Genomic DNA, 21,637 nt, shown 5'->3' on the forward strand with positions numbered 1-21,637 from the left:
CCAACATGCAGACAACTACAGACCGTATCACCTGGCGGAACGGCTTCCGCCTGAATGGTGAGCCTGCCTTCATGTGTGACGTGCAGGAGATTTTCGAAGAACGTCTCACTGCCAAAAAATGGGAACTCTACGAACTGCGCAAAGCCGAGCTGCGGGAAGAGAACCTCACGCCAAAAGAATACGAAAACGCCTGCCGCCAGCTGGCTGATATGCTGGGGATCTGATTATGAGTATGACGCTTATGGCCAAAGCTATGGCTATCAAGACCGGTAATCCGATTAGAAAACTGGTGCTGATCAAACTGGCCGATAATGCCAATGATTACGGCGAATGCTGGCCGTCTTACAAACATATTGCGGATCACTGCGAGTGCAGCAAAAGCGCAGTGCGCGATCACATCGATGCGTTGATTTCTATGGGCCTCCTGGTGAAAGAAAACCGCCCTGGCGTAAAAAACGGGAAGGGTAACGCGTCGAATCTGTACTGTATGAAACTTGATAACCCTATGCCGCCAAAAAGCATAGCCCCTATGCCGTCAGAAAGCACAGGTATGCCGCCAGAAAGCATACCCCCTATGCCGTGTGGCGGCACCAGAACCAGTCACTCTTTTGAACCAGTCATAGAACCTAAAGATCCCCCTAACCCCCAAACGGGGGAAAGCGGCGAGCGTATTTTTTCTGATGCTCAAAAAGCGCTTGAGTTTTACAACGAAAAAACCGGTACCCGCTGCCGTGACCTTAAGCCGTTTGTGATGATGCTGACGCCGACCACTACCCGGGACGGGTATACCCTGGCAGAAATCCAACTGGTGATCCGCTGGGTGCTTGCTACATGGCGCCGCCGCGGCGAAAGCCTGCCGAAGCCCGCGAACATCTGCCGGGTAAATCGCTTTGATGGTTATCTCGCTGACGCTGAAGCATGGGCGGTGACCGAAACCGATATTGACCCGGAAGCCGTCATGAGCGGCTACAACGAAATTTTTTCTGATACGTTGCCAGCGGCAGAACTGGACGACGATCGCCGCCGGATGATTACCAGACTGGCCGCCCACATGAAAAACAAAACTACAGGCGCATTCCTGGGCTACTTCGAAAAATTCCGTGCTGATGCGTCAGATTTTTATTTCGGCCTCAGCGGAGGATGGCGCGCCAGCTTTGACTACCTGATGAAACCTGAAACGTTACGTAAAACCCGGGAAGGTTCGCTATGACTCCGCAGGAACTGGAAGCTTGTGTGCTGGCCGGACTGCTGAACGGCGGCGCAAGCCCGGACGCATTCGACGTGATTGCTTCAACGCCTGAAGAATCTTTCAGCATCGGATTTCACCGTCGCGCGTTCTCCGAAATTAAAAAACAGGCGCTGGCGAACGGCCTTATCGACATGCTGTTTATCAGCGAAGCGCTGGGCGGTAGCAGCCTGGCAGATTTATCAGAAATTACGCGCATGCCGGCCACGGTACCGAACCTGAAAGGGTACGCCGGGAAAATGGTTAAGGCATGGCGCAGCCGCCGCATGGCAGAGCTACTACAGCAGGGTGCCGACGGCATCCGACAGGCCAATAACCAGGAGCAGCGCGATCAGGTTGTCGAAAGTGCGGTGGCGCAGCTGCTGGACATGACCGGCGATACTGGCGACGTGCAGCCGGTTCACATCAGCGATTTGCTGCCAACCTACATGGAGACGATACAGAAACGCATGGACGGCGAAGCCGGTACCCGAAACCTGAAGACTGGCATCGACGAACTGGATGATGCCACCGGTGGCATTAACCTGCAGGATCTGATTGTTGTCGCTGGCCGCCCGGGCATGGGTAAAACCGAATTCGCGTTGAAGATTGTCGATGGTGTTACCGCTGCCGGCGGCGGGGCGCTGATATTCAGTATGGAAATGGCCGCTGCGCAAATCGTAGAACGCTCTCTGGCAGGCTCTGGCAACATGTCGGTGTCACGCCTGCGTAATCCTCTAGATATGCAGGACGAGGACTGGGCGCGCTTTACAGCGGCCATGGAGACCATGAACGGGCGCGATATCTGGATCGTTGACGCTACCGATCTCACGATTGAGCAAATCCGCGCCGTTGCTGAGACACATAAGCGCCGTTATCCGCATCTGGCGATGATCGTAGTCGATTACCTCGGCCTGATTAAAAAGCCGAAGGCAGAGCGTAACGACCTGGCGATCGCCCACATTTCCCGAAACCTTAAAACTATGGCTATGCGCCTGCATACGCCGACGTTTGCACTCAGTCAGCTTTCGCGCGCGGTGGACTCCCGCCAGGCAGGCCAGCGCCGCCCGGTTATGTCAGACCTTCGTGACTCAGGTTCTATTGAGCAGGATGCCGACAGCATCATGTTTCTGTACCGCGATGAAGTCTACAACCCGGAAAGCCCTGCAGCAGGCATCGCCGAAATTATCCTGGGGAAAAGCCGATTCAGTGCCGCCGGCGCGGTTATCTACCAGGAGTTTAAAAACGGCCATTTCCTTCACGTCGATCAGCATGTCGGCAAAGAGAAAACCCGTATTCAACTGGAGGCAGCAAAACCACGAAAACAACCGCGTAAATACGCAGAGAAATATAACACCGATGCATTTTAACCGCGCCTGACCAGCGCGATATAACCGAGGAAAGACCAATGACCACGAATTTAAATTACCCAAAACCAGTTAATCCGGATGATGGTTGCAACTGGTTACCCGTTATTTTATGGCGCATGAACGCCGGCGCCCGCGCGCGTAGTCGTTCTGTATTTGTTGCCGCACCGCGACCAGAACCAGTGCCGGGGATTACTCCGCAAAAGCCAATTAAACGCGAAGCGCCGCTGCCAGCAGTTTCAGGCCGTCGCCGTAAAACCCATCTCGGTACCGTGATTTATTCCAAAGGCGAAAAAACCGTGCGCCTGAGCGAAGGTGTCACCGTCTGGTCTGCCGGCGCTAATGAGCATTTCGACAAAAAGACCGGTCAGCGTGTCGGCGGTGCTGGCCGTCATCGCCTGGTACTCGACAGCGTTCGTCCACTGCTTGCCAGCGACGATCAACCGGGCGCCGGGAAAGTTACCGCGCAGCAGCTGGTTGCCGTGATGAAAGGTAAAACTCTTTCTTATCAGACCATTCTCGCCCAGCTACAGAAACACTATCCAGAATGCCAGGTAACGATTAAAGAAATTCAGGATCGTGTGTTCAGCATGTTCAATTCGAACTATGTCGGCATCACTCGCCATGACGATACGCCAGTGGTTCATTTCACGCTTAACAGCGTGGATCCCCGTTATTACATCGAGTCAGCGAAAAACAAGAGGGTGTAAGGCATGGCCGGGCAATCAGATTACCTGCCGCCCGGCCTACCGCTCAATCGCGCCAAATGGCCGCAGGAGTACCAGCTCAAAGAGCACTACGACATGCGCGCCTCGGCACTCATACGACAGCTGTTTGAGAAGAAAGTCACTCGGCAGTCTATCGTAGAGCAAATTGCAGCGACGCCGGAAAGCTACCGTGAGTTTTTTAGAGAACGATTAAATTTTTGGCTAATGAAGTAGTAATTAAAGTTAAACTTAAGTGTTTACAGGTTGTGCAAAAACTAAACAGCAGAACTGTATTCGTCTTTAATCATGTTCATTTTGCTATCTCTGGTATCTATAGACTTTTGGGCTGGCGATATGTTAAAAATATACGCAGTTGTTTCATGTGGCATTAGTTTAAATACTATTGTTTAAGGGCTTATTAATACTAGGTTTTGTTATGATAAAAATAGATGAGTTAGAAGAAGCAATTTCAACTTTTGATGATGTTTCTGATATTGATGTTAATAAAAAAGGTGTTACTTTTAAATATCAAGGCGTTCATACTATCGTTAATACATATGAGGGTGATAGAGTCTCGTCAAATAAAATAGTCGTCATGAACTCTTTTAAATCTCCAGAATCTATTGACAGTAAGGTTGCTGGTGAAAAACTCGCTGAGTTAGTTAATATGACATCTTTGTCACCAGCTAAAACTACTTATGTGCACTTCTCTGATGAGGGCGGGGCGTTCATATGTAGAAATATATTCTCAGACAAAATGAATACATTGAAATATGATGATGATTTTTCCAGGAAATTATTTATATCTAATTTGAAGGTGGTAATTCTTGGGATGATGCTGGAGAATTATAGCTGTTTTTATGATATTAAAGCTGAGGCTTCTAGATTAAGTGAGGGGCAGGGCGATGAAAGTAAATGATGCTCCGCGTATAATCATTCAACTAATTTTAAGTGCATTAGTTTTTTTTGTTTTCTCTTTTAAATATAAGTCCCAATTAATAGGGGTTCTTTCGGAACAGGTATATTATCAATTATTAATAATTACAGTTATATTAACTGGATATTTTTCCCGTTGGATTGATGAGTTGCGAATTTGTTTGTGTCATCATTTCATGATGTTTTTTAATAAGAAATATAAAGTAAAATATCTCAAGGATAATGCGACTGTTTTATTAAAGCAGGCTGAGAATGCTAATATTTCAGATGAAGCTAAAGCTATGGTTTCTGAAATGACTAGTTCTGATTTTGAGTTGGAAGGAAAAATTAAATCGTTAAGTGAAGAGATAAGTAGAATAAAAAAATAACGCAACGCCTTTAATTATATTTTAACATTTATTAATTCTTGTAAATTTAAACACATGATGGGAACTCCCCTTCATGTGTTATTTTTTATTGTTATCTTTTTTACTGTGCGCAGGATATTTTATGTTGATGTGATTATTTAATTAGGATTCTGTACAAAATCGCAGGAATTGCGCCGCACGGGTTAGCTGTATGAATTGGCAAAGTACCTTAAAATCACTAATCCATCAGAGGGGATATGAGTTTATTTATGGGTGACAAGGAACGAAGTTGACTGTGTGACGTTCAACCATACCAGACGTGTGGAGACCGCCAGAAATGGCGGTTTTCTTTTTAATACAGATAGATAAACAATCAGTTAACTAAAAATTTTAACGTTTTGTGCCTTTAAAGGTTTGCGATTAATAACGGATGGGAGTATATATACTGTGAATTTATACAGTATAGTTATTGGGGGGTTTAGGAGTTGTGGTTGATAAGAACGATGCAGGAGTCCTTCTCCCCGATGATGGTGACGTCCTGATAAGGTGCAAAAGTGGTAAGGCAAGAAAGCTCCGCAACGTAAAGCCCGACGAGCATGTTGCAACACTTAACGCGTTGTTTGAATTAGCTAAATTGTCTGGTTACACCATTATAAAACCAGACGGGACTGTGCTATAATTAACACGTTGGCTTGAACACCCAACACACTGTATTTCTGAGCAATTGCTGCGCTAAAGGGGAACCCAATGGCGCAGTATTCTTTTGTAAAAGCACCTGGCAATGTATTAATTCCGGCGACGCCTGACGCCCGCGAATTTTTAGAAAAAAAAGTCCGTATGGGCGGTATTTTGTATGCGGATTTTAAGCAGGCAAGAAACCCGGCATTCCACCGTAAATTTTTTGCCCTCCTGAATCTGGGCTTTGATTACTGGCAACCGTCCGGCGGAGCAATATCGCCAGCCGATAAAAAACTGGTACACGGCTATGTGCAGCTGGTGGCCCACTATGCCGGGCATGCTGACACTTTGCAGGAACTGGCGGATCAGTATCTCCGTGATGAAGCAGAAAAACGCGCCGGGAATATCAGCGCGGTAAAATCTTTTGAAGCGTTCCGTTCCTGGGTGACTATCGAAGCCGGTTTTTATACCGAATACCAGATGCCTGATGGCACTACCCGCAAAGAACCAAAATCCATATCGTTCGCAAAAATGGACGATGTAGAATTTTCCCAGCTGTATAAATCCGTGTTAGACGTCCTCTGGAATTTTATTTTATTCCGCACATTCCCCAATCAGCAGGCAGCAGAAAACGCAGCCTCGCAATTATTCAGCTATGCCGCCTGAGAAATATCGCCATGACCAAAGACGATAAGCGCTGGCTGGAAGACGTTGCATCACTGGGTTGCGTCGTATGCAGAAATCTTGGCTATGGCGCCACACCTGCAGAAGTTCACCATATCCGCAAAGGGCAGGGCATCGCCCAGCGCGCCGACCATAAAAAAACACTCCCGCTTTGCCCGCCACACCATAGAACCGGAGGACATGGCGTAGCTATCCACGCAGGGCAAAAAACATGGGAAGAAAACTACGGTACCGAATCTGAATTACTCAATCAGGTAACCGCTGAGGTGGGGGAATTACGTTTATGCAGAATTTAATTCCATCCTTAAGAGCAGCAGATAAATCTAGAAAGTGTGGTTGGCCAACGCGACGGGAAAGCATGAAATTCTGTCTGGCTCCTTTTTCCATTCTGGTGGGTGGCGATTTTGCCCCTCTCTATGCTCGCGCACGCGCGCGTTTAGGGGGCTGATTTATGCCGCTGGTTGCCACCTTCCGAACAGACTGGTTCCGCGTGATTACCGACCTGACCAGAAAAAACCTCACCACTCAGCAAATCGCCGATGAACTTGGCGTTTCGAAATCTGCCGTTCTCGGTTGGAAATCCGGATCAGAACCTCGCCACGGTCACGGTGAGGCGCTAATTGCTCTCTGGTGTCTGGCTACCAGCTCAGACCGTAAAAAACTCCCCACGGTGCTTTATCGGCAGTGGTGGACGTTCCGCCGCCCTGTTTTTGGTCGGGAAACTGACCAGAAGGGCAACACACAATGACGACTCACTAATTCAGGAGTGAAAAAAATGGCTCGACCGAAAAAAATCGTTGAGACGCCGGGGCAGGAAAAAACTGTGTCGGATGAAAATACGCTTGTGGCGGAATCGCAATTGCTGAATTCAGAAACTGCGCCGCTTCCGGTCGCTGTGGAGAAAAAAGCCTCAGCGCCAGAAATTCAACAGCGTGTAGCGCAGCTGCTTGATGGTACCGCTCTTGCCGAACGTAACGCGATCCTTGCCGCTCTCAATTCTCAGGGTGCAACGATCATCGCTCGTTTTGATGAACTGGATTTTATTTCCATCAATGGCCAGCGCCTTACCGACAACCTCGAATTTCTTACCCTCGTACGCAAAGCCACTGATGTAAGCACCGGCGGCGCGGGCGCAATGGTGACGAACGAAGAGGGCAAGCCGCAGCCGGTACGTGGCGCACCTGTATTAACCGAACACGGCTGGCATGTGCCGGGCTAAGGAGACTTGTTATGTGTGGGGGTGGTGGACCAAAAGTCGTACAGCAGGATCCGCAGGCTGAGGCAGATGCAGCAGCCGATGCAGCAGCGAAGGCCGCGAACGCCGACGCCGCAGCGCGTAAGAAGCGCAAGAAAGGTTCCTCGCTGCTGGCAAGCGGTGCCGAAGGCGCAACGGATACAGGTTCATCCCTGCTTTCCTCCGGCGCTCAGGCAGCAAAAAACACCTTAGGGGCATAATCGATGGATGAACTCGCCGTAAAGCTGGTTAAGCGTGCCGATACGCTGAAAGCCAACCGACAGGTGCACGAAAGCGTCTGGCGGGAATGCTATGACTACACCTATCCGCTGCGCGGCGCGGGGCTATCCGATGAGGTGCTGGACGCACAGAGCGCAAAATCGAAGGTGGCACGGCTGCTTGACGGCACGGCCACCGACAGCGCCCGCATGCTGGCGTCAGCTCTCATGTCCGGCATGACCCCGGCAAACGCGCAGTGGCTGAATCTCGACAGCGAATCATTGCCGGATGATGCCGCCGCATGGTTGTCCACCTGCGCAACGCTGGTATGGGAAAACATCCACGCCGCCAACTTCGACGCCGAAGGCTACGAGGCGAATCTCGATGTGGTATGCGCTGGCTGGTTTGCGCTGTACATCGACGAAGACCGCGAAGAGGGCGGATTCTCGTTCCAGCAATGGCCGCTGGCGCAGTGCTTTGTCACTTCCACCCGCCGCGATGGCATCGTGGACACGATTTATCGCCGATGGCCGGCCAGTAGTTAAAGGGATGAAGTTAACGCAGCGTCAGTGCGACCATTACAACGCTATTGAGCGTGATAAAGCGCTGGCGTGGGTACAAAAGAATGTTCACGTTCCGCTAACTGAGCCGCAGAAAGTCGGCATTGCCAGCTTTTGCCCGTACAACATTGGGCCGGGTAAGTGTTTCCCTTCAACGTTTTATCGCAAGCTGAATGCCGGCGACCGCAAAGGTGCTTGCGCTGAGATACGGCGCTGGGTATTCGATGGCGGTCGCGATTGCCGGTTAACGAAAGGACAGGCCAACGGCTGTTACGGGCAGGTTGACCGCCGCGATCAGGAAAGTGCGCTGACGTGCTGGGGGCTTTACGAATGAATGGTAAAGCGAAGTTACTTATAGCGGGGGTATCGCTGGCGCTGGTCGCCGGTGTTTTCTACGCGGGATATCTGAAAGGCTGGTACGCACATTCAGAGCACGTTAATAGCCAGGCAAAGACGCGGGAAAAGAAGCAGGAAAAAGCGGTAGCGACTGGCGAACAGAAGGCGGCGACAGCGAACGCTGAAGCCAAAGTGATTTACCGTACTGTTTATCGTGATGTGGTGAAATATGTCAACGACCCGAATCATACTAAGTGCCAGTTTGATCCTGCTGCTGTGCAGCTGCGCCAGCGAGCAATCGACGCGGCCAACAATATCCCCGGATTTGATGAACCCGCCATGCAAACTAAGTAACGCAGGTTCCGATAGTGACGCCGATTTGCAGAATGATATTCAGACAGCAGAGTGCGGGCAGGAGCTTCGCACCAACATTTACCGTTGGCAGTCCTGGTACCGCGCGACTGAATAATTTTTGCTTATGCGACTGTTTTTCTGTCAGAAGATGGTGGCTTTGAGTGGCGCAACTACCTGATTGTTAAGTGCTCAAATAGTATTCTATGTTCGGAATAAAATTGTATGTGATTGATAATCATATATTTCACAACCAATTTAAAATCCCTCGGCGTTCGCGCTGTGTGGGTTCAAGTCCCACTCCGGGTACCATTGGGATAAAGTAGAATAATCAAAGCAATAAGCAGTGTCGTGAAACCACCTCCGGGTGGTTTTTTCATTTCCGAAGCGTCATTTCCTGACATCATTCCTAATATACTCCACCTGCAGAGATAGACTCTGAGTGCTATAAACGTTATTTGTCCTATGACAAAACCTGCGGTGCTTGCTACGCTTAACGGGATTTTCGAACCAGGCAACAGGAGTAGGGGAAATATGTTTACCGGATTGTGTGCTTTTCCGCTGACGCCGATGCGCAACAATGAAGTAGATAGTCGCGCGCTAATAAAAATCATCGAACGTCTGGTCTCGGCGCGAGTTGATTCGCTGGGCATTCTGGGCTCAACCGGCAGCTACGCCTATTTGAGCCGCGAGCAGCGCAAAATGGTGGTCCTGGCGGCAAAACAGCATGCGCAAGGGGTCCCGATGATGGTTGGGATAGGCGCGATGGCGACGGATATGATTCTACGTCTTGCTGAGGATGCTCAGCAGGCGGGGGCGAATGCTGTGCTGCTACCAGTGCTGAACTATCAGCCTCTGACGGATGATGAGGTGTTTACACTGTTCCAGACGGTTAACCGCCATGTGTCGGTACCTATTTGTATCTATGATAACCCGCGCACCACCCACAGAGCCTTTTCTGATGCGCTTGTTGAGCGTATTGCTTCGTTATCCAATATCGCATCAATCAAGATCCCCGGTTTGCCGGCCGACCAGGCTGGCGTCAGAGTGGCGACGCTTCGTCAGCGATTGCCGCAGCGAGTGAGTATTGGCGTCAGCGGCGACGCTTTTGCCGCAGCAGGGTTAAACGGCGGCTGTAATCTGTGGTATTCCGTTTGCGCCGGTCTGTTCCCGCAAATTGCCCAAAATATTACCGCAGCAGCGTTGAGCGGCGAGCGGCAGCAGGCATCGGCACTAAGCGAACGGCTGGAGCCATTATGGGCATTGTTCAGACAGCACGGTAGTCTCAAAGTGATTGCCGCTGCCGCCTCTATTCTTGAACTAGCCGAAGTAGAGTGTTTACCGCGACCGTTGGCCCCGCTCTCCGCGGAGGCCATTAACGATGTCAAATCGGTCATGGATAAGCTGGATCTACGCTGAAGTTTACCGCCTTTCCCTTACCTATGTTTATCAGGAAATCCGCAAGCCATTTAAGGTAATATATCACTGGCGTTAATGTTAACGCTGTATTGATATTCTTTGGGGATGTGATGCCTTTATGGCAATGATAACTATATATGAGGGATCTTATGGCCACGTTGCTTGAAAGCTACGGGAACTGTTTTCGAAAATATGCCACTTTCCGCGGCCGATCCGCGCGCCAGGAATATGTGGTTTTTACCATTGCTAACTTTATATTGTCCGCGATCCTGGGATTGATCCCCGTCGTTGGCGGTATCTTCGGGTTAATTATTATCATTCCGGGGATCGCGGTTGCGGTGCGTCGTTTGCACGATCTCAACAAATCCGGCTGGTGGTTGCTGGCGCCCTACGGCATTATGCTGATCGGTCTGATTGGTATTGCCGCTACCGTCGAAGAGGGTAGAGCCGCAGTATGGGTATGGGTGATCGCGCTGGGCGGCCTGGCCGCGTTGGTAATGTCGATTTGGATGATTTTTACCCGTGGTACCGTTGGCAGCAACCGCTTTGGTGATGAACAGAACGATGACAACAGCGGCGGTAATACGATGGGCAAGAGTTCTGCCGCGGATGATGTCAGAGAGCGCCTGGCACAGGCTAAGAAAATGCTTGATGACGGCGTTATTAGCGCAAGTGAATACGAAGTGATGCGTGCTAATATCATTAAAGATATGTAACCGATCCGCCGCCGGGCTTGCCCGGCGTTAATAAATTCACCTGTGTGAGCGAGAGCGGGTGGTTTTCTCCTCCCATTTTCGCTACTGTAAGCGCCATTTTTCTACCATCATGAGCCTGTAATGAAAACCGGACCCCTGAACGAAAGTGAACTTGAGTGGCTGGATGAGATCCTGTCGAAATATGCCACCGAGGGCGCCATCCTTGATGTCTCCGAACTTGATGGTCTGTTAACGGCTATCTTATCCGGGCCGAGCGAAATCGAACCAGCGCAGTGGCTGCTTGCTATCTGGGGCGGGGCGGATAATGTACCGCGCTGGGCTAACGATCGCGAGCGCGACCGTTTCGTTAACCTGACGCTGCAGCATATGAGCGACATCGCCGAACGCCTGGCTGACTATCCGGAGCAGTTTGATCCGCTGTTTGGCACCCGCGAGTTTGAAGGCCAGGAACTGACCATTGTTGAAGAGTGGTGCTTCGGCTATATGCGTGGCGTTGCCCTCTGCGACTGGTCGACGTTACCTGCGGAACTGCAGCCACAGCTTGATGCCATTGCGTTACACGGAACGGAAGAACGTTTCGAAGCGCTCGATACGCTGACCGCGGATGAATTTGTCGAAAGCGTTGATAGCATAAAGCCCGCCGCGCTGGCTTTATATAATTACTGGATGGAGAACGCTCAGCCGACGGCCGTGCAGCAACCGGTAAGAAATGAGACCAAGGTGGGGCGTAATGATCCTTGCCCCTGCGGTAGCGGCAAAAAGTATAAGCAGTGTTGTTTAGCTAAATAACAAAAGGGGCCAACCAGGCCCCTTTTGTTTACCCCACAGCGGGTAATAATCCTGCCACAATGCAGAATTGAATGGCCACTATTGCTACACCACAGCCCAATACCAGCCACAGTGTAATTGAGCCGCCCGGTACACGCCATGTCGCCTGTGTGTGCAGTTTACGGCTCTTCATCACCAGCAATGATGGCAGCATTAGCGCCAGTACGGCGAGCGCCACGCCGGCGTAGCCCAGCGCCATCACAAAACCTTGCGGATAAAACAGGGCGAAGGCCAGCGGCGGCAGGAAAGTGATGACGCCGCTCTGTATACGTCCGGCAGGGGTATTTTTACGTTGGAACAAATCTGCCAGGTAATCAAACAAACCCAATGCGACGCCGAGGAAAGACGTCGCCAGAGCGAAGTCGGCGAACAGATGTACCGCCACCTCTACATGCGGCGAGGCGACAACGTCGCGGATTGCTGCCAGCAGGCCGTTCAGGCCGGAATTCTGCGCCAGCACGGCGGTAAAGGCCGGAGAGTCGATGCTGCCAAGCGTGGCGAGTTGCCAGAAAATATAGGCGACCAGCGGAATAAAGCTACCGATGATAAAGACGCGGCGCAGCTTACGAATATCGCCATTCAGATAGCTAACGATGCTGGGAATACTACCGTGAAAACCAAACGAGGTGAAAATCACCGGAATAGCGGACAGCGCCAGGCCTTGCTGTAACGGCAGAGTCAGGAGATTTATCTGGTGAATATGCGGCAGCAGCAGCACCAGCATTACCGCAAGGAAGATAATTTTGGCGCTAAATAAAAAGCGATTAAACAGATCGACCAGAGAAGTCCCTATGCACACCACTGCGCCGCCAATGCCGGTAAAGAGCAATACGCCGGCAGAAGGCGGTAGGTTCCAGTTCAGCCACTGATTAAGGCTGGAGGCAAGCAGCTCCCCAGCACCGCTGATATAGGCCGCCGTAAGCGCATACATCAGAAATAGCATACAGAAACCGGTAATCCATTGGCCGTAGCGGCCGAGATAGCGCGCCGCCAGTGAGCCTAACCCCATATCCGCAGGGACATGCTGATAGACTTCCAGCAGCAGCAGGGCGGTATAGCACATCAGCGCCCACAGCGAGATCAGTAATACCAGGGTGACGCCAAAACCGACTCCCGCCGAAGCGAGCGGCATCGCCAACATACCGGCGCCAATGGTGGTGCCGGCAACGATTAAAATACTACCCAGAGTGCGGTTCTTCACGCTTTTCTCTATCTATGAAGGAAGGAACGAATAATTATGTCGCGCAGAGTATGTGAAATGAGTGATTTCGTCAAATGATGGTTACAAGTGGTGTAATTATATCTTTACGTCTCTGGAGGGCAGAAAAGACTGCGTTGGCGCAAAGCCGCCAGGCGCATGCTGATATATGCTGCCTGCTTTACAGGAGGAGTTATGTCATCTATTCACGGTCATGAAGTATTACAGATGATGATCGCATCGGGCGAGTCGTACAGCGTTGCCAGTCTCGAAGCGGCCATTAAGAGGCAATTTGGCGAAGATGCTCGCTTTCACACCTGTTCGGCGCAGGATCTGGACGCGGCGCAGCTGGTGACGTTTTTGCAGCAGAAAGGTAAATTCATTGCGGTGGAAGAGGGTTTCAATACCAGCGAGAGTAAAATTTGCCGTCATTGAGCGCGCGGCGGCCAGGGCGGCCGCCGCTGTGGGAATTAGTTTTGCGTGTCGAGGGTTGCCAGTTCTTTATCGATAAAGTACAGGCCTTCACCGCTTTTACCGGCAAGGGTCAGTTTATCAATAACAGATTTGAATAATTTCTCTTCTTCATGCTGTTCTGCTACGTACCATTGCAGGAAATTAAAGGTCGGGTAATCCTGATTAGTCATCGCGGCATGCGCCAGTTCATTAATTTTTTGCGTAATTAACTGTTCATGTTCATAGGTCTGGCGGAACAGTTCATCAAGTGAAGCATATTCGGCAAACGGCGAGCTAATGGCATTAATACGCGGCAGGCTGCCGGTATCGGTCAAATAGTCGAACAGGCGCTGCATGTGCGTCATTTCTTCCTGCGCGTGGCGGCGGAGAAAGGCGGCTGCACCTTCAAAGCTATGGTAGCTGCACCATGCGCTCATCTGCTGATAAAGCAAAGAAGAATAAAGCTCAAGATTCATTTGCTCATTAAGTTTTTCGATCATTTCTGCTTTCAGCATGGCGTCCACTCCGGAAATAAAGATTAAATCATAATGTGCCGTCACTATAATTTGTTAGTAATTTATTTGCAAAAAGTAAATTAAAAAATTAATTATTAAAAATGCAAATGGGAATAAAACGCATTGGCAATATAATAATAAATGAGAATGGTTTTAATTTGATATTTATTTCGTAAATTATCGCGTGAAGCGAAACGACGAATATTTAATGTTCTGAACCTGAAAGGGGAAAACTGGGCTGAGGGAGGCTCAAAATGTGACGCGCTAAGATTTTTGTAAAACAGCTTTTCATAAAGTTTGAAAACGCATTTATGAAGTAGTAGAGTCCTGTTAACGCTAACGAACTATCGGGCCGTGCCCGCAGAGCATTCAGGAGAGTGAAGCATGAAAATCGCACTGATGATGGAAAACAGCCAGGCCAGCAAAAATGCCATCATCCTCAACGAGTTAAACGCCGTTGCCGATGAAAAAGGCTTCCCGGTTTACAACGTAGGAATGAGCGATGAGCACGATCATCATCTCACCTATATCCATCTGGGAATCATGGCCAGCATCCTGCTGAATTCTAAAGCGGTCGATTTCGTGGTGACCGGTTGCGGCACTGGCCAGGGGGCGCTGATGTCATTGAATATCCATCCGGGAGTGGTCTGTGGTTATTGTATTGACCCTGCGGATGCCTTCCTGTTTGCCCAAATCAACAACGGTAACGCGTTGTCTCTGCCTTTTGCTAAAGGCTTTGGCTGGGGGGCGGAATTGAACGTGCGCTTTATTTTTGAGAAGGCGTTCACCGGCCGTAATGGGGAGGGGTATCCGCCGGAACGTAAAGAGCCGCAGGTCCGCAATGCCGGGATCCTGAATAAAGTGAAAGCGGCGGTGGTGAAAGAAAATTATCTTGATACCTTACGAGCTATCGATCCGGAACTGGTAAAAACCGCCGTTTCCGGGCCGCGGTTCCAGCAATGCTTCTTCGAAAACTGCCAGGATAAAGAAATCGAAGCTTTCGTACGCCAGATTATAGGCTAATAGGGCTTTTCAAACAGGCCTGCATCACTACGCGGGCCTGTTTGTTATGGTCGTGTTTTACTGGATACCGTGCTGCCGGCATCTCGCGTAAGATGTAGCGTATCAATCATCCCTACCAAACAAATCAGCGCAATAAAGACAAACGCCAAGCGGAAGCTAATTCCCGGTAGAGTCGTCAGATTCAACCACTCGCTCAACTGTTCACCGATGCGGATGCCGATGGCGCCGAGAGTGATACCGAGCCCAACCGCCAGCTGTGAAGCGGTGCTGAACAGCGTATTGGCATAACTCATCTGCGCGGAAGGAACGTCGGCAAAAGCGAGCGTACTGACGCCGGTAAATTGGATGGAACGGAACACCCCGCCAAGATAGAGGATCAACATTATCAGCCATACCGGCGTTTGCGGCGTTAACAGCGCGCAGGCAAGTAGCGAGGCGACATTCAGCGCACCGTTAATCAGCAATAAGCGGCGAAACCCCAACCAGCGGATGAGCGGCGTGGTTGCAGGCTTGATAGTGAGATTGCCGACAAAAACGGCCAGCACCAGCAGTCCAGAATGAAAAGGATCCATGCCGAAACCCACCTGGAATAGCAATGGAAGCAGGAATGGGACGGCGCTTATCGACGCGCGAAACAGTGAACCGCCGTACATGGTTACCCGGAATGTAGGAACCTGCAAAGCGTCCAACCGTACCATTGGCCAGGCGGCGCGGCGGAAATGGCGTAGAGCGAAAAACATACAGCCGATACCTGTCGCCATGAGCGCCAGCGTTTGCCAGCTCTGTGGCTGTCGGTCGCCGAGTCGTTCCATCGCTGCCACCAGGCTTATCATCGCCAGTGACGTCGTCAGAAAACCGGGTAGATCGAAGGGGCGGCGTTCTTCTTCACGGATATTGGGAATGATGCGTAGCGAGAGCGCCATCGCCAGTAGCCCGAGCGGCACGTTAATAAAAAAGATCCAGTGCCAGCTGGCGTAACTGGTAATGAAACCCCCGAGCGGCGGGCCGATTATCGGTGCGACCAATGCCGGCCAGGTCAGCGTGGCTATTGCCTTGATGAGCTGATCTTTGGGAGTGGTGCGCAATACCGCCAGGCGCCCGACGGGGACCATCAGCGCGCCGCCAACGCCCTGTAGAATGCGCATTGTCACAAAGCTTTCGATGTTGCGCGATAAACCGCAGAATACGGAGGCGAGGGTAAAAATGGCGAGGGCCAGAGTAAACACTTTCCGCGCGCCGAAGCGGTCGGCGATCCAGCCGCTGGCGGGGATCAGTACCGCGAGGGTGATCAGGTAGGCGCTGATGCCAATATTGAGCGCGACCGCCGCTACGCCAAAATCCTTCGCCATATCAGGCAGGGCGGTAGCGATGACCGTGCCATCGAGAAATTCCATAAAGAAAGCGCCAGCCACCAATAATGCCGGGGCGGAAAAAGCGCCTGTTTTTGGCGTAATTGTTGTTGTACCCATTGTGTCGTTGCCATAGCAAAATGAATAAGTATCTTTGCGGTACGTTTTCTTTTCGCCGCTCCCGCACATGTTTTTTTATCTGGTGCGATTTAGGTTACTATTACGCTCCTGAAAATAGGAGTAAAAAATGTCTCAACCTTTCACTGAACAAGATGAGTTGGTTTCCGATGTCGTCGCATGCCAGCTGGTCATCAAACAGATCCTTGATGTGATTGACGTTATCGCCCCGGTCGAAGTGCGCGAAAAAATGGCGACGCAGTTAAAAGCGATTGATTTTGCGAGTAACCCTGCTTCGGCGGATCCGGTGACGCTGCGCGCAGTACAAAAAGCAATTGCACTGATTGAACTGAAATTTACCCCGCAGGGTGAAGCGCACTAGCTCTAACTCTGAGAAGTTGATTGTCTGGCCGTTCCAGTCTGGAACGGCCAAATTCAGCTAGTGCTGTTGTGGCGAGATGAGATTAAGTAGTCGACGGTCTGTCTGCTCCATACCGAGCCCGGCTTTATCAGCAGTGCGTATTTCTTCAAGGACGGTTTGCAGTAACAGCCCATCTTGCTGCTGCTCTTTCTCCAGCAGGGTCAAAAAACGCCACGTCGTGTCATCGCGCTGCGCTTTTGCTTCCTGCGCCAGGCCGGACAGCATGCTGCTACGTTGCTGATACTCTTCGAGAGTTTTGGCAAACACTTCTTCAAGCGTTGTGCATTGCGGGGGATAGCTTTCGTCGGCTTTGACAATTGGCCAGGCGCCGGCCTTTTTCATATAGTCAAAAACCTGCATCATTAACGTCACGCTGGATTGCGCACGGGTGCGCAAGAAGGTTGCTGTGCCGTTGAGACGCTGCTGCGCGCACCATTCACCTAAATGTAGATAAACATTTGATGCGTGAAACTCAAGATTAATCTGGGTATTTAATTTCTGAACCATTCCTGGAACTGCCATAACAATATCCTTATTTATCCGCAAGGGAAGTATGACGCGCTACCATCGCCTCGCACAGGCGAGTTTTGCAAGCGCAACGCAATAGGCAGGAAATAAACACGGTGCAATCCATTTGCACGTGACTATTTATTTATATCTGCCAATACATCAAGAATACCCTTATGTGCCGAATAAGAAAACTCTCAACATGCGTTATTTACGATTTGTTACAACATCAGTTTTACTGCTTGTTTTAATTGTCTTTTTTGTGGATTTAAATCGTAATACATTGAATTTAAATGGTTATATTTAAGGATTCGTAGGGCTGGTAAATTTGTATTAATAAAGTTGATTTAACGGTAAATTCATATATCGATCATAGCTTATTCATTATTCGAAAATAGCGAGAGGATAATGAACTTGTGATAGATCATCTTTTGTTGGAAGTGGAAGAATAACATATATGCTGGCGGCAAATCGCAGGACAGAGTAGCCCGGGATGGCGTTAGCGAACCTACAAGGATAAGTCTGCTGGTGATATGGATTATTGTGCCACGCATAACGCTAATTGTCTGACAATTAGCGTTTTTTTTATGTCATTTTTTGCTGAATTTATGTACGCAACTACTGTAATTCTGCGGTGTGATGACGCTCTCGTATGGATAAATAATTTCCAGTTAAAACTATTTTAACAACGGCAATATTGATTGCGATTTTTCTAATGCCTTGTTTTAAGACCGATAAAAAATTTAAGTCCGATTTTCCCCTACAGAAAAGCGAATTAAAGCTGGAGTTTACCATGCACAAATTTACTAAAGCGCTGGCGGCCATTGGCCTCGCGGCGGTTATGTCACAATCAGCTATGGCTGAAAACCTCAAGCTCGGTTTCCTGGTGAAGCAACCGGAGGAGCCCTGGTTCCAGACCGAGTGGAAATTTGCTGATAAAGCCGGTAAGGATTTGGGCTTTGAGGTGATTAAAATCGCGGTGCCAGATGGTGAAAAGACGCTTAATGCGATCGACAGTCTCGCCGCCAGCGGCGCGAAGGGATTTGTCATCTGCACGCCGGACCCAAAACTGGGGTCGGCGATTGTTGCGAAGGCTCGCGGCTATGACATGAAAGTTATCACCGTTGACGATCAGTTTGTGAATGCCAAAGGTAAGCCGATGGAGAGCGTGCCGCTGGTCATGATGGCCGCCAGCGAAATCGGCGCTCGTCAGGGGCAGGAATTATATAAAGAGATGCAAAAACGCGGCTGGGATGTGAAAGATACCGGCGTGATGGCGATTACCGCCGATGAACTGGATACTGCCCGCCGCCGCACCACCGGCTCGATTGACGCACTGAAAGCAGCGGGTTTCCCGGAAAAACAGATCTATCGTGTACCGACCAAATCTAACGACATTCCAGGAGCGTTCGATGCCGGTAACTCCATGTTGGTGCAGCATCCGCAGGTTAAGCATTGGTTAATCGTGGGTATGAACGATAACACCGTGCTGGGCGGCGTAAGGGCAACTGAAGGCCAGGGCTTTAAAGCGCCGGATGTTATCGGCATCGGTATTAACGGTGTCGACGCGGTGAACGAGCTTTCGAAAGCCCAGCCGACGGGGTTCTATGGATCTCTGCTGCCAAGCCCGGATATCCATGGCTATAAAACCAGTGAGATGCTCTACAACTGGGTGACCAAAGGCACCGAGCCGCCGAAATTTACCGCCGTGACTGACGTGGTGCTGATTACCCGCGACAACTTTAAACAAGAGTTGGCGAAGAAAGGGCTGTAAGGCCGGGTTCATTCTGCCTCCCGCTCTGGCGGGAGGTTATGCGTAGAAGAGCGGAGTCGTTATGCAACAATCTATCCCTTATCTCTCATTTCGCGGTATCACCATGACGTTCCCGGGCGTTAAAGCACTGTCTGACATCAGCTTTGACTGCTATCGCGGGCAGATCCACGCGTTGATGGGTGAAAACGGCGCCGGGAAGTCCACCCTCTTAAAAATTCTCAGCGGTAACTACATTCCAACTGACGGGCATCTGCAAATTGATGGTCAGCAAATGGCATTTACGAATACTACCGCTGCGCTAAATGCTGGCGTAGCGATTATTTATCAGGAACTTCATCTGATCCCGGAAATGACCGTTGCCGAGAATATCTATCTTGGTCAGTTGCCGCATAAAGGCGGCATTGTGAATCGGTCTTTATTGAATTATGAAGCGCGGCTGCAGCTGGAACATCTGGGACTGGATATCGACCCGGAAACGCCGCTGAAGTATTTGTCGATCGGCCAGTGGCAGATGGTGGAGATCGCCAAGGCGCTGGCGCGTAACGCGAAGATTATTGCGTTTGATGAACCAACCAGCTCACTCTCTGCGCGCGAAATCGACAACCTTTTTCGCGTGATTCGCGAGCTGCGTGAAGAAGGGCGAGTGATTATTTACGTCTCGCACCGTATGGAGGAAATTTTCGCCCTCAGCGATGCCATTACCGTGTTTAAAGATGGCCGCTACGTGCGGACCTTTGACGACATGCGGCTGGTGGATCACGATGCCCTCGTGCAGGCGATGGTGGGGCGTAATCTTGGCGATATCTATGGCTGGAAAGCGCGTGAATATGGCAGCGAGCGGCTGCGACTGGATCAGGTTAAAGCGCCAGGTGTCAGAATGCCAATCAGTTTATCGGTACGCAGCGGTGAAATTGTCGGCCTGTTTGGTCTGGTCGGCGCCGGGCGCAGCGAACTAATGAAGGGGCTGTTTGGCGGCAGCAGAATTACCAGCGGTCAGGTCTATATTGATGGTCAGGCGATAAGTATTCGCAAACCGGCGCAGGCGATTCAGGCGGGCATGATGCTGTGTCCGGAGGATCGTAAAGCCGAGGGCATCATTCCGGTACATTCGGTGCGTGACAACATCAATATCAGCGCGCGGCGTAAGCATATTCATGCCGGCTGCCTGATTAACAATGCCTGGGAAGCGAGTAATGCCGAACAACATATCAAATCGCTCAATATCAAAACCCCGGGAGCTGAGCAGTTAATTATGAATCTCTCCGGTGGTAATCAGCAAAAAGCCATTCTGGGCCGCTGGTTGTCGGAAGAGATGAAGGTGATTCTGCTTGATGAACCGACCCGCGGCATTGATGTCGGCGCAAAGCATGAAATCTACAACGTTATCTATGCGCTGGCATCTTCTGGCGTGGCGGTTGTTTTTGCCTCCAGCGACCTGCCAGAGGTGCTCGGCGTCGCCGACCGCATCGTGGTGATGCGCGAAGGTGAAGTGGCCGGTGAATTGCTGCATGAAGATGCGAATGAACAGCAGGCGCTGAGCCTTGCGATGCCTAAAGTCAGCCAGGCCGTAGCCTGAGTAAGGAGTGAATGATGTCATCTGTAACTACGCCGAGCGCCGCACGATCCTCCTTCAGCTTCGGTCGAATCTGGGATCAGTTTGGTATGCTGGTGGTCTTCGCAGTGTTGTTCATCGGCTGTGTGATCTTTGTTCCCAACTTTGCCTCTTTCGTCAATATGAAAGGGCTGGGGCTGGCGATTTCCATGTCGGGAATGGTGGCCTGCGGCATGTTGTTCTGCCTGGCCTCCGGGGATTTTGATTTGTCAGTCGCTTCGGTCATTGCCTGCGCTGGTGTGACGACGGCGGTAGTGATTAACCTTACCGAAAGCTTATGGATTGGCATTGCCGCCGGGCTTTTGCTGGGTGCTGTCAGCGGGTTGGTAAATGGTTTTGTTATTGCGCGTTTGAAGATCAACGCGCTGATCACAACTCTGGCTACCATGCAAATCGTCCGTGGGCTGGCCTATATTATTTCCGATGGTAAAGCGGTTGGCATTGAGGATGAACGTTTCTTCACTCTGGGTTATGCCAACTGGTTGGGGCTGCCGGAGCCAATCTGGCTGACGGTTGCCTGCCTGATCGTCTTTGGACTGCTGCTGAATAAAACCACCTTTGGCCGCAACACGCTGGCCATAGGGGGCAATGAGGAGGCGGCGCGACTTGCAGGGGTGCCGGTTGTTCGTACCAAGATCATCATCTTTGTTCTTTCAGGTCTGGTATCGGCGGCGGCGGGGATTATCCTGGCTTCGCGCATGACCAGTGGCCAGCCTATGACCTCAATTGGTTATGAACTGATTGTGATCTCGGCATGTGTCCTGGGCGGCGTATCGCTAAAAGGCGGGATCGGTAAGATCTCTTATGTGGTGGCCGGGATCCTAATCCTGGGTACCGTGGAGAATGCGATGAACCTGCTGAATATTTCGCCATTCTCACAATATGTAGTCCGCGGGGTGATATTGCTGGCAGCGGTTATCTTCGACCGATACAAGCAAAAAGCGAAACGTGCGGTTTAATTGCGCGCAACTTTTAAGTCTACATCATAATGTGCCGCCGGCGCCCGCTGCGCTGGCGGTGACTATCAAAAATGGCGAGGCTGGTCACACTGTCTATACTTA

At 50.6% G+C, this 21,637-nt stretch carries 26 protein-coding genes and 2 pseudogenes; 24 read left to right on the forward strand and 4 right to left on the reverse strand.

Going from position 1 to position 21,637, the window contains the following annotated elements; all coding sequences use genetic code 11:
• Positions 1 to 5 precede the first annotated feature (5 nt).
• From ABLU86_RS03520 to ABLU86_RS03605, 18 genes and pseudogenes are all read left to right on the forward strand, one after another.
• A complete protein-coding gene (locus ABLU86_RS03520) occupies positions 6 to 224 on the forward strand; it encodes a hypothetical protein (RefSeq protein WP_023282794.1) in 219 nt (72 codons plus the stop codon).
• A 2-nt stretch (positions 225 to 226) separates the two neighbouring features.
• Positions 227 to 1,210 (forward strand): helix-turn-helix domain-containing protein, encoded by a 984-nt coding sequence (locus ABLU86_RS03525; RefSeq protein ID WP_047053729.1) that lies wholly within the window; start codon positions 227 to 229, stop codon positions 1,208 to 1,210.
• A complete protein-coding gene (locus ABLU86_RS03530) occupies positions 1,207 to 2,595 on the forward strand; it encodes a replicative DNA helicase (protein WP_348795929.1) in 1,389 nt (462 codons plus the stop codon). The genes ABLU86_RS03525 and ABLU86_RS03530 overlap by 4 nt, the downstream gene beginning before the upstream one ends.
• Positions 2,596 to 2,633: 38 nt before the next feature.
• Positions 2,634 to 3,302: a hypothetical protein gene (locus ABLU86_RS03535; RefSeq protein WP_348795930.1), complete on the forward strand. Its 669-nt coding sequence runs from the start codon at positions 2,634 to 2,636 to the stop codon at positions 3,300 to 3,302.
• Between the two features lie 3 nt (positions 3,303 to 3,305).
• On the forward strand, positions 3,306 to 3,533 hold the full coding sequence (locus ABLU86_RS03540) for a hypothetical protein (protein ID WP_348795931.1): 228 nt from the start codon (positions 3,306 to 3,308) through the stop codon (positions 3,531 to 3,533).
• A gap of 202 nt (positions 3,534 to 3,735) precedes the next feature.
• The gene (locus ABLU86_RS03545; protein ID WP_348795932.1) at positions 3,736 to 4,218 is read left to right on the forward strand and encodes a hypothetical protein; all 483 of its coding nucleotides are present in this window, start codon (positions 3,736 to 3,738) and stop codon (positions 4,216 to 4,218) included.
• Positions 4,205 to 4,603 (forward strand): hypothetical protein, encoded by a 399-nt coding sequence (locus ABLU86_RS03550; protein ID WP_348795933.1) that lies wholly within the window; start codon positions 4,205 to 4,207, stop codon positions 4,601 to 4,603. The genes ABLU86_RS03545 and ABLU86_RS03550 overlap by 14 nt, the downstream gene beginning before the upstream one ends.
• A gap of 726 nt (positions 4,604 to 5,329) precedes the next feature.
• A complete protein-coding gene (locus ABLU86_RS03555; RefSeq protein WP_348795934.1) occupies positions 5,330 to 5,926 on the forward strand; it encodes a DUF1367 family protein in 597 nt (198 codons plus the stop codon).
• Between the two features lie 11 nt (positions 5,927 to 5,937).
• Entirely contained in the window at positions 5,938 to 6,240 is a 303-nt protein-coding gene (locus ABLU86_RS03560) for a Ref family recombination enhancement nuclease (protein WP_032723121.1), read from the forward strand.
• Positions 6,241 to 6,395: 155 nt separating this feature from the next.
• Positions 6,396 to 6,692, forward strand: a complete 297-nt coding sequence (locus ABLU86_RS03565; protein WP_015365933.1) for a hypothetical protein — start codon at positions 6,396 to 6,398, stop codon at positions 6,690 to 6,692.
• A gap of 27 nt (positions 6,693 to 6,719) precedes the next feature.
• Entirely contained in the window at positions 6,720 to 7,163 is a 444-nt protein-coding gene (locus ABLU86_RS03570) for a hypothetical protein (protein ID WP_216502473.1), read from the forward strand.
• Positions 7,164 to 7,174: 11 nt separating this feature from the next.
• Positions 7,175 to 7,399: a hypothetical protein gene (locus tag ABLU86_RS03575; RefSeq protein WP_023316185.1), complete on the forward strand. Its 225-nt coding sequence runs from the start codon at positions 7,175 to 7,177 to the stop codon at positions 7,397 to 7,399.
• 3 nt (positions 7,400 to 7,402) lie between these two features.
• Positions 7,403 to 7,927 (forward strand): annotated as a pseudogene (locus ABLU86_RS03580) (portal protein); the annotation flags it as partial.
• Positions 7,923 to 8,291 (forward strand): annotated as a pseudogene (locus ABLU86_RS03585) (glycoside hydrolase family protein); the annotation flags it as partial. The pseudogenes ABLU86_RS03580 and ABLU86_RS03585, both read left to right, overlap by 5 nt.
• Positions 8,288 to 8,647: a hypothetical protein gene (locus ABLU86_RS03590; RefSeq protein ID WP_064168633.1), complete on the forward strand. Its 360-nt coding sequence runs from the start codon at positions 8,288 to 8,290 to the stop codon at positions 8,645 to 8,647. The pseudogene ABLU86_RS03585 and the gene ABLU86_RS03590, both read left to right, overlap by 4 nt.
• 531 nt (positions 8,648 to 9,178) lie before the next feature.
• Positions 9,179 to 10,063: a dihydrodipicolinate synthase family protein gene (locus tag ABLU86_RS03595; protein ID WP_045365628.1), complete on the forward strand. Its 885-nt coding sequence runs from the start codon at positions 9,179 to 9,181 to the stop codon at positions 10,061 to 10,063.
• A 149-nt stretch (positions 10,064 to 10,212) separates the two neighbouring features.
• Positions 10,213 to 10,779: a DUF805 domain-containing protein gene (locus ABLU86_RS03600; RefSeq protein ID WP_015705974.1), complete on the forward strand. Its 567-nt coding sequence runs from the start codon at positions 10,213 to 10,215 to the stop codon at positions 10,777 to 10,779.
• A gap of 120 nt (positions 10,780 to 10,899) precedes the next feature.
• Complete coding sequence (locus ABLU86_RS03605) at positions 10,900 to 11,568, forward strand: YecA family protein (protein ID WP_015705973.1); 669 nt, start codon at positions 10,900 to 10,902, stop codon at positions 11,566 to 11,568.
• Between the two features lie 28 nt (positions 11,569 to 11,596).
• Here ABLU86_RS03605 and tyrP read toward each other — a convergent pair whose 3' ends face one another.
• Positions 11,597 to 12,808: a tyrosine transporter TyrP gene (gene tyrP, locus ABLU86_RS03610; protein ID WP_045365631.1), complete on the reverse strand. Its 1,212-nt coding sequence runs from the start codon at positions 12,806 to 12,808 to the stop codon at positions 11,597 to 11,599.
• Positions 12,809 to 13,000: 192 nt separating this feature from the next.
• Between tyrP and ABLU86_RS03615 the strand changes: the two genes are divergently transcribed.
• Positions 13,001 to 13,240, forward strand: a complete 240-nt coding sequence (locus ABLU86_RS03615) for a YecH family metal-binding protein (RefSeq protein ID WP_015365959.1) — start codon at positions 13,001 to 13,003, stop codon at positions 13,238 to 13,240.
• A 35-nt stretch (positions 13,241 to 13,275) separates the two neighbouring features.
• On the opposite strand, the gene ftnA is transcribed toward ABLU86_RS03615, so the two are convergent.
• Positions 13,276 to 13,773, reverse strand: a complete 498-nt coding sequence (gene ftnA / locus ABLU86_RS03620) for a non-heme ferritin (protein WP_015365960.1) — start codon at positions 13,771 to 13,773, stop codon at positions 13,276 to 13,278.
• 384 nt (positions 13,774 to 14,157) lie between these two features.
• Here ftnA and ABLU86_RS03625 point away from each other — a divergent pair, with 384 nt between their 5' ends.
• On the forward strand, positions 14,158 to 14,796 hold the full coding sequence (locus ABLU86_RS03625) for an RpiB/LacA/LacB family sugar-phosphate isomerase (RefSeq protein WP_015705970.1): 639 nt from the start codon (positions 14,158 to 14,160) through the stop codon (positions 14,794 to 14,796).
• A gap of 44 nt (positions 14,797 to 14,840) precedes the next feature.
• On the opposite strand, the gene ABLU86_RS03630 is transcribed toward ABLU86_RS03625, so the two are convergent.
• Positions 14,841 to 16,265 carry an MFS transporter gene (locus ABLU86_RS03630; RefSeq protein ID WP_026612266.1) on the reverse strand — a complete coding sequence of 475 codons (1,425 nt, stop codon included), beginning with the start codon at positions 16,263 to 16,265 and terminating at the stop codon, positions 14,841 to 14,843.
• A gap of 127 nt (positions 16,266 to 16,392) precedes the next feature.
• Here ABLU86_RS03630 and ABLU86_RS03635 point away from each other — a divergent pair, with 127 nt between their 5' ends.
• Positions 16,393 to 16,644 carry a DUF2766 family protein gene (locus tag ABLU86_RS03635; RefSeq protein ID WP_015365964.1) on the forward strand — a complete coding sequence of 84 codons (252 nt, stop codon included), beginning with the start codon at positions 16,393 to 16,395 and terminating at the stop codon, positions 16,642 to 16,644.
• A gap of 57 nt (positions 16,645 to 16,701) precedes the next feature.
• On the opposite strand, the gene ABLU86_RS03640 is transcribed toward ABLU86_RS03635, so the two are convergent.
• Complete coding sequence (locus tag ABLU86_RS03640) at positions 16,702 to 17,205, reverse strand: non-heme ferritin-like protein (RefSeq protein ID WP_032711938.1); 504 nt, start codon at positions 17,203 to 17,205, stop codon at positions 16,702 to 16,704.
• A 778-nt stretch (positions 17,206 to 17,983) separates the two neighbouring features.
• On the opposite strand from ABLU86_RS03640, the gene ABLU86_RS03645 reads away from it, so the two are divergent.
• From ABLU86_RS03645 to araH, 3 genes are all read left to right on the forward strand, one after another.
• A complete protein-coding gene (locus tag ABLU86_RS03645; RefSeq protein WP_015705967.1) occupies positions 17,984 to 18,964 on the forward strand; it encodes an arabinose ABC transporter substrate-binding protein in 981 nt (326 codons plus the stop codon).
• Positions 18,965 to 19,025: 61 nt separating this feature from the next.
• Positions 19,026 to 20,540: an L-arabinose ABC transporter ATP-binding protein AraG gene (araG, locus tag ABLU86_RS03650; protein WP_045365634.1), complete on the forward strand. Its 1,515-nt coding sequence runs from the start codon at positions 19,026 to 19,028 to the stop codon at positions 20,538 to 20,540.
• A gap of 14 nt (positions 20,541 to 20,554) precedes the next feature.
• Complete coding sequence (araH, locus tag ABLU86_RS03655; protein ID WP_348795935.1) at positions 20,555 to 21,535, forward strand: L-arabinose ABC transporter permease AraH; 981 nt, start codon at positions 20,555 to 20,557, stop codon at positions 21,533 to 21,535.
• Positions 21,536 to 21,637 lie beyond the last annotated feature (102 nt).

It is taken from the genome of Klebsiella sp. JN_Kp121 (genome assembly GCF_040062145.1).
Classification (GTDB): Bacteria; Pseudomonadota; Gammaproteobacteria; order Enterobacterales; family Enterobacteriaceae; genus Klebsiella; species Klebsiella aerogenes.

What these genes read in the sequence shown, in the direction of transcription:
- ABLU86_RS03630 (WP_026612266.1), bottom strand. Translation starts at nt 16,265, where the DNA reads ATGGGTACAACAACAATTACGCCAAAAACAGGCGCTTTTTCCGCCCCG.
- ABLU86_RS03545 (WP_348795932.1), top strand. Translation starts at nt 3,736, where the DNA reads ATGATAAAAATAGATGAGTTAGAAGAAGCAATTTCAACTTTTGATGAT.
- ABLU86_RS03640 (WP_032711938.1), bottom strand. Translation starts at nt 17,205, where the DNA reads ATGGCAGTTCCAGGAATGGTTCAGAAATTAAATACCCAGATTAATCTT.
- araH (WP_348795935.1), top strand. Translation starts at nt 20,555, where the DNA reads ATGTCATCTGTAACTACGCCGAGCGCCGCACGATCCTCCTTCAGCTTC.
- ABLU86_RS03530 (WP_348795929.1), top strand. Translation starts at nt 1,207, where the DNA reads ATGACTCCGCAGGAACTGGAAGCTTGTGTGCTGGCCGGACTGCTGAAC.
- ftnA (WP_015365960.1), bottom strand. Translation starts at nt 13,773, where the DNA reads ATGCTGAAAGCAGAAATGATCGAAAAACTTAATGAGCAAATGAATCTT.
- ABLU86_RS03565 (WP_015365933.1), top strand. Translation starts at nt 6,396, where the DNA reads ATGCCGCTGGTTGCCACCTTCCGAACAGACTGGTTCCGCGTGATTACC.
- ABLU86_RS03600 (WP_015705974.1), top strand. Translation starts at nt 10,213, where the DNA reads ATGGCCACGTTGCTTGAAAGCTACGGGAACTGTTTTCGAAAATATGCC.
- ABLU86_RS03625 (WP_015705970.1), top strand. Translation starts at nt 14,158, where the DNA reads ATGAAAATCGCACTGATGATGGAAAACAGCCAGGCCAGCAAAAATGCC.
- ABLU86_RS03595 (WP_045365628.1), top strand. Translation starts at nt 9,179, where the DNA reads ATGTTTACCGGATTGTGTGCTTTTCCGCTGACGCCGATGCGCAACAAT.
- ABLU86_RS03525 (WP_047053729.1), top strand. Translation starts at nt 227, where the DNA reads ATGAGTATGACGCTTATGGCCAAAGCTATGGCTATCAAGACCGGTAAT.
- ABLU86_RS03615 (WP_015365959.1), top strand. Translation starts at nt 13,001, where the DNA reads ATGTCATCTATTCACGGTCATGAAGTATTACAGATGATGATCGCATCG.
- ABLU86_RS03645 (WP_015705967.1), top strand. Translation starts at nt 17,984, where the DNA reads ATGCACAAATTTACTAAAGCGCTGGCGGCCATTGGCCTCGCGGCGGTT.
- araG (WP_045365634.1), top strand. Translation starts at nt 19,026, where the DNA reads ATGCAACAATCTATCCCTTATCTCTCATTTCGCGGTATCACCATGACG.
- ABLU86_RS03540 (WP_348795931.1), top strand. Translation starts at nt 3,306, where the DNA reads ATGGCCGGGCAATCAGATTACCTGCCGCCCGGCCTACCGCTCAATCGC.
- ABLU86_RS03555 (WP_348795934.1), top strand. Translation starts at nt 5,330, where the DNA reads ATGGCGCAGTATTCTTTTGTAAAAGCACCTGGCAATGTATTAATTCCG.
- ABLU86_RS03520 (WP_023282794.1), top strand. Translation starts at nt 6, where the DNA reads ATGCAGACAACTACAGACCGTATCACCTGGCGGAACGGCTTCCGCCTG.
- ABLU86_RS03575 (WP_023316185.1), top strand. Translation starts at nt 7,175, where the DNA reads ATGTGTGGGGGTGGTGGACCAAAAGTCGTACAGCAGGATCCGCAGGCT.
- ABLU86_RS03535 (WP_348795930.1), top strand. Translation starts at nt 2,634, where the DNA reads ATGACCACGAATTTAAATTACCCAAAACCAGTTAATCCGGATGATGGT.
- ABLU86_RS03590 (WP_064168633.1), top strand. Translation starts at nt 8,288, where the DNA reads ATGAATGGTAAAGCGAAGTTACTTATAGCGGGGGTATCGCTGGCGCTG.
- ABLU86_RS03570 (WP_216502473.1), top strand. Translation starts at nt 6,720, where the DNA reads ATGGCTCGACCGAAAAAAATCGTTGAGACGCCGGGGCAGGAAAAAACT.
- ABLU86_RS03560 (WP_032723121.1), top strand. Translation starts at nt 5,938, where the DNA reads ATGACCAAAGACGATAAGCGCTGGCTGGAAGACGTTGCATCACTGGGT.
- ABLU86_RS03635 (WP_015365964.1), top strand. Translation starts at nt 16,393, where the DNA reads ATGTCTCAACCTTTCACTGAACAAGATGAGTTGGTTTCCGATGTCGTC.
- ABLU86_RS03550 (WP_348795933.1), top strand. Translation starts at nt 4,205, where the DNA reads ATGAAAGTAAATGATGCTCCGCGTATAATCATTCAACTAATTTTAAGT.
- ABLU86_RS03605 (WP_015705973.1), top strand. Translation starts at nt 10,900, where the DNA reads ATGAAAACCGGACCCCTGAACGAAAGTGAACTTGAGTGGCTGGATGAG.